2 protein-coding genes are annotated in these 6,329 nt (G+C 51.0%); both read right to left on the bottom strand.

Features of this window, described 5'->3' with window-relative positions; all coding sequences use genetic code 11:
* On the bottom strand, positions 1 to 3,765 hold a 3,765-nt coding region (locus E5S67_RS30490; RefSeq protein WP_172193014.1), incomplete at its 3' end, for a DUF4347 domain-containing protein.
* A 645-nt stretch (positions 3,766 to 4,410) separates the two neighbouring features.
* Positions 4,411 to 6,329: calcium-binding protein (locus E5S67_RS30495; protein ID WP_216670822.1), on the bottom strand; the 1,919-nt coding region annotated here is incomplete at its 5' end.

Raw genomic sequence — 6,329 nt, forward strand, 5'->3', positions numbered from 1 at the left:
TGTAGCGCTGTAGGTGAAATTTGCTGTTGTAAAGTTGGCTGTCGATTGGAAAAATAATTGGTTAATGTCAGCAGGTGTCAGAATTTGACCGACGGTGATAATCCGGCCGCCCGTATCCGGATTGCCTAAAAATATCAGCCCTTCATTTGCTGGTGGGACGGTGTTGATGGTGAAGGATGCGATCGAGCCGTCGGGGTCGCTTCCTCCAAGTCCTGCGATCGCCACAGCGCTGCTGGGGCCGATCTCAAGGTTGACGTTGTTAGCTACGGGCGGTTGGTTTGGCACCGGCAGCAGCGCCGATACAGTAGCGCTGGCGGGGCTGGTGGCACCCTGGTTGTCTGTAGCGCTGTAGGTGAAATTTGCTGTTGTAAAGTTGGCTGTCGATTGGAAAAATAATTGGTTAATGTCAGCAGGTGTCAGAATTTGACCGGCGGTGACAATAGTGCCACCAGTAGCGGGATTGCCTAAAAATATCAGCCCTTCATTTGCTGGTGGGACGGTGTTGATGGTGAAGGACGCGATCGACCCGTCGGGGTCGCTTCCTCCAAGTCCTGCGATCGCCACAGCGCTGCTGGGGGCGATTTCCAGGTTGACGTTGCTAGCTATCGGCGGTTGGTTGGCGGGAGTCGGAGTCGGTGCCGGAGTCGGAGTCGGAGTCGGGGCAGAGGCGATGCTGGTAGTAACAGTTGCGCCGGGCTCGCTGCCGTTATTGTTGCCGGGATTCGCGTCATTCGTCTTTGAGGTACTTCTTGCCGTGTTGCTGACAGTGCCGGTCGCCGGGACTGGGAATGTGACTCTCCGGCTGACGGTAACGCCGTCAGCTAAGCTGGCAATGGGCGGAAAGCTGACAATGCCTGTGGCTGGGTCGTAAATACCGCCGTTGGATGCTGTAACGCCGGTTAAACCGGGAACGATGCTATCTGTAAGGGTGATGTTGGTTGCCGGACTCGGCCCACTGTTAGTTGCCGTAATTGTGTAGGTGACTGTCGATCCCGCGGCCGCAGTAGCTGGCCCGGTTTTGAGCGTCACTACATCGGCGCTATCGGTGATAGTGGTGGTGACTCGCGCTTGGGGGCTGCTGCCGTTGTTGTTGGCAGGATTGGGGTCTGCGCTAGTTGAGGTGCTGCTAGCTGTGTTGGCGATCGGGCCGCCGGTGACGGGAACTGCGAAACTGACTGTTCTGTTGGCGCTGGCTGCGCTGGCTAGGGATGCGATCGCTGTCCAAGTCACAATACCTGTAGTTGCGTTGTAACTTCCGCCCTCCGAGACGCTGACTCCTGTTAAGCCCGGAACAATGGTGTCGGCGATCGCCACATTGGTTGCCGCACTCGGCCCACTGTTAGTGGCAGTAATTGTGTAGGTCACTGTCGAGCCTGCCGCCGCAGTAGCGGGCCCGGTTTTGACCGTCTCTACATCGGCACTCTGGGTGATAGCAGTGGTAACTCGCGCTTGGGGGCTGCTGCCGTTGTTGTTGTCAGGATTGGGGTCTGGGCTAGTTGAGGTGCTGCTAGCTGTGTTGGCGACGGTGCCGCCGGTGACTGGAACTGCGAAACTGACTGTTCTGTTGGCGCTGGTTGCGCTGGCTAGGGATGCGATCGCCGGCCAAGTCACAATACCTGTAGTTGCGTTGTAAGTTCCGTTGTCCGATGGGCTGACTCCTGTTAAACCAGGAACAATGGTGTCGGCGATCGCCACATTGGTTGCCGCACTCGGCCCACTGTTAGCTGCCGTAATTGTGTAGGTGACTGTCGATCCCGCGGCCGCAGTAACGGGCCCGGTTTTGAGCGTCACTACATCGGCAATATCGTTCGTGATAGTGGTGGTGACTCTCGCCTCTGGGCTGCTGCCGCTGTTGTTGGCGGGTACGGGATCGATCGTGTTGCTACTGCTGAATACACTGTTTGTAATAGCGCCGATAGTAGTTGGGGCGGTAACGGTGACAGTACGGGTGACGCTGGCCCCAAGAGGTAAATTCGGAATAGTTGGCCAGGTGACCAGTCTCGTTGTCGGATTGAAAGTGCCGTCGCTGTCGGCACTTTCAAATACTGCCCCTCGGGGCAGTTGGTCTTCAACCAGCACGTTTTCCGCCGGGTCGGGACCATTATTTACTGTCGTAATTGTGTAAGTAATGGTGCTGCCCAGTGCCGCAGCGGGCGGGCCTTTTTTCGTTGTCGCAACATCTGCTGTAGTCAGCGGCAGGTCTATAGTTTGGATCGACAAAGTGCGAACGTCGTGAATATTTGTTGCGTCTCCCGTTGAACCAGCAAAACCAAATTTGAATGTTGGCGGGATTGGTCCGTTTATTGCCTCTAAATCGCCAATGTCGATAATAGTCTCGCCCACATCTGTAAACGAACCATCATTGTCGAGACCGAAGAAGCTAACAGTAAGCTGACGACTGTTAGGCGTTCCAGGAGTGGGAGGTTCCAAAATAACTTGAACTCTTCTTCTGGCTGGTTCCCGAGTAGTAGTAATGGCGTTGATCGGCGGAATTACGGAATTGGGAATATTATCTATTCCCCCCGGCAAATAGTTAGAAGTTAAAAACTGATATTGCGTATCTTCGCTACCTCGAAGTGTTATCGAATCTGGTCTAATCCCCCCCGGAATTCCGCCTACACGCCCAGAAGTTGTAGTTGAGAAATTTCCGAATTCATCCAATCCAATTCCTAAATAACCTCCCCGTAAACCGGACTGATTTGTATCTGTATTTTGGGCGTAGCCGAGAGAACCTCCATAACCTCCAGCTTGTGTTGGCGTCACAGTACCGTCAATTAAAAAGAAACTTATGCCGTCCCCTGTCAAGTTACTGGGTAAATTCGGACGTGCAGTGCCGTTGTAGGCAAATATATCGAAGACAATTTTAAGGCCGCTGCTGGCTGGTACTGGACTGTTATAGATGGCAAAAGTAGATTGGTCAAAACTTCTTGAAGTTAATCTCAAAGCCCCGCTGCCGGGCTGGTCGATATTCAAACCCGGAAAACTCTCCGTTCCGGTTCCTGCTGTTAAAGCTGGGGCGTCTGACGTGCCGGTGACCCCAGATATCCAAGGCCCTATTAGACTTGCATCTTGAAAAGTTTCGTCAACTAAAGTAATGAGGACAGCACTGTAAGTTTCCTGCGTTTTTGTTTCAAAGGCTATTGCGGTTTTTACTCGTCCTGCTGTAACATTTAATTGCCAGTTTCCTCCTAATTTTGCACTGCCAATTAAATTGTTGGAAGCGGCTATATTGGCGCCTGTTAATTCTCTCAGTTTCCGCACGAAAGCAATCCCTGATTTTCCAGCCCCAACCCTGCACGCTAATAATAAAATATCGGCTTTTTCGCTGAAAGCCTTTCGCCACTGCTGCAAATGCCCATCGTACTTTAGTAAGTTTTCATCCTTTAGGAAAGTTGACCCCAGTTGCACGGAAGCTTCATTGCCGTGAGCCACTATCTGAAGGCTGGCAATGAAGCTGCGTTTAGCTAGAATCTCGGTAATTTGTTCTACTCCGTCCCGAGTTTTATCGAGGACTATTATCTCTGTCCCCGGTTTGACTCCGCTGGCAAGATGCTGATAATTCTCTACCCTCGGGTCGATGCAAACTAAATGTTTTTTCTGCTCGGTATTGACGCTAAGACTCGCTTTTGTTAAACAGTAAATATCGAGCGCCGGATCGCCCGCTAATGGCTCTCCAATCACAGGAGTTTTTATGCAGTCTTTGTCGCGGCGATCCCAACTTAATTTTTGAATTTGGGAAGAGTAGTTGCACCATAATTTCTTCATGAGTTAGATAGCTCCTTGACCTGTTAATTGTCAACCTTCAGCGCCAGATATTATTGTTAATTGCTAATCGGCAATTGTTAATTGCTAATTTCTCGGCTTCGCATAGTTGACAAGTTCCATTTACTGCGATTTTTATTTGATCGGCATCTTCCCAAAGTAGCAGTTAGCGGCATTTACCTCGGAAATTAGGCATTTTTTTAGCCAAGTCAGACTGAGCTAAAAATTATTCTTGGATGCAAAAAAAGTGGCGTGATGTACGAAAATACGCCGTGGAGTGCAATATTTATTTGCAAAAACCAATTGACAAGTGTTTTTATTTGTAGTAATAACGGCTGTAACACTCAGAACTTTATTACGACCTGAGTCCAGATAACAAACCAATTTTATAGTAGTCAATCAGCCCAAGATCGCATAATATTTATCCTGGTAAAATAAGCGTTATAACTTTTGTAGTTATCAACTCCGTTTTGTTGAGATTTTTCAAAATTAATCACTCACTAAAACCTGTTTCAGGGAGTGAAATAAGCGAACATAAAATAAGTCACGAGCTTGATGTTATTTAATTAATAAATATTCTCCTAACGCGGTTTATTTAACAAAGCGAGCGTGTAGAAAGCGACAAAAGCCAGCGCATTAAATGCGCTTTTATCCTGAGCGCGCTCCAGCAACAAAATCGAGAGAAGTGAGAGAATTATTAGCCCCAAAAACCTGAGCCAAAACCTCCCCAGTGGCAGCAAATTTCACTAAAAAGCCATTGGCAGTCGAGTTAATTTGCAACGACTCAAAACTCAAGCCCTCGGCGAGGACAAACTTGTCAGTTCCTACATCAAAATTGAGCACAGTATCGATACCGTTATTAGCATTCAACACAAAACGATCGCTCCCAATACCTCCAATCAAAGTATCATCTCCCCCATCGCCAAACAGCCAGTCATCCCCTGCACCCCCATTGAGAATATCGCGATCTTTTCCTCCGTTGAGGGTGTCATTACCCTCATCACCGTTGAGAGTATCTTGACCTTCATTGGCGTATAACAGGTCATCGCCGCTGCCCCCGTTGATACAGTCTTGCTGGCCGTCTTCACCCACAGCGCCTCGCAGATTTTCCCCGCGATCGCCGCTAATGGTATCGTTACCCTCATCGCCGCACAAAATATCGCTGCCGGAGTCGCCGTACATCAAGTCATTGCCAGCATCTCCCTGTACTACATCGTCATCCTTGCCTCCGCGAACAATATCGTTACCCTCACCCCCACTCAAAGAGTCGGAACTCTCACCTCCGCCCTGAAAGTCATTCCCATCCCCTCCAAATAGCAAGTCGCGGCCATCAACATCGGACACTAACTGGTTTTGCAAACCGCCGTAAAGCCAATCGTCTCCCTGATCCCCGACAATGGTGTCGGAACCGAGTTCGCCCCAAATCCGGTCGCTGTCTTTGCCACCGTATACTAAGTCGTTACCTTTGCCGGCAAAAATGCTGTCGTTACCGCTGCTTCCGCCGATGATATCGCCGGTGTCGTTGCCGAAAATTAAGTCCGCTTCATCAGTTGCAATTGTGCTGCCCCCTGGAGTGCCGTAGTCGCCGATTATGGTGTCGGAACCTTGATTGCCGTAGAGAGTGTCCGAGTCAGTTTCGCCAAAAATCCGATCGCCGGCTTTGCCTCCAAACACTACATCCCGGCCGTTGCCACCTCGCAAGGTGTCGTCATTATCTTGACCGTTGAGTAAGTCGTTGCCATCGCCTCCAAACAGCAAATCGAAGCCGTCGGGGTCGCTGTCGAGGGAGTTGAGGACGCCGCCGAATACAGAGTCGTCTCCCTGGTCGCCGGACAGGGTGTCCGGGCCTTTGTCGCCCCAAATCAGGTCGCTGTCGATACCACCGTAGGCGATGTCGCCAGCTTTGCCGGAGTAAACGGTGTCGGAACCTTGGTTGCTAGCAATGGCATCGCCTGAAGAACCGCCGAAAATCAGGTCGCCGTCGTTGTCGGTCAAGTCGATGTTGTTGCCGTTGTCGCCGACGATGGTGTCGGCACCGCGATCGCCGTACAATGTGTCGGAATTGCGATCGCCAAAAATGCGATCGTCTTGTTTGCCGCCAAATACGGCATCGGTTTGTTTGCCGCCGTAAACGATGTCGCTGTCGAGGCCGGCAGCTATGAAATCTCGCTGTTGTTCGCCGTAAACGATATCGCTGCCTGCTTGACCTAACACTGTGTCGTCGCCGCTTTTTGAGAGAAACTGTTGGTTAGTTTCGTTTCCTGTTAAGGAATCGTTGGCCTCGGTCCCGAGAATTGTGTTTTGGATGTCGATGAGTTGTGCGGCGCTGGAGTCGAAGTTGAGTGTTTGTGAAGGCTGGGGGGGGATAAATGTGAAGTTGGGCGGCTGGGGCAGTGGTTGGCAACCGCAACCGGTATCTGGTTCGGGTACTGGACCGAATATCGGGGTCGGTTCTGGCGCTGGTGTTGGTGTTGGAGTTGCAGTTAGTTCCGGTTCCGGGGTTGGTGCTGGTATCGGCGCTGGTATGGCAGTCGGCACGGGTATCGGCATCTCACTTATACACATCT

It is taken from the genome of Microcoleus asticus IPMA8 (genome assembly GCF_013179805.1).
Lineage (GTDB): Bacteria > Cyanobacteriota > Cyanobacteriia > Cyanobacteriales > Microcoleaceae > Microcoleus > Microcoleus asticus.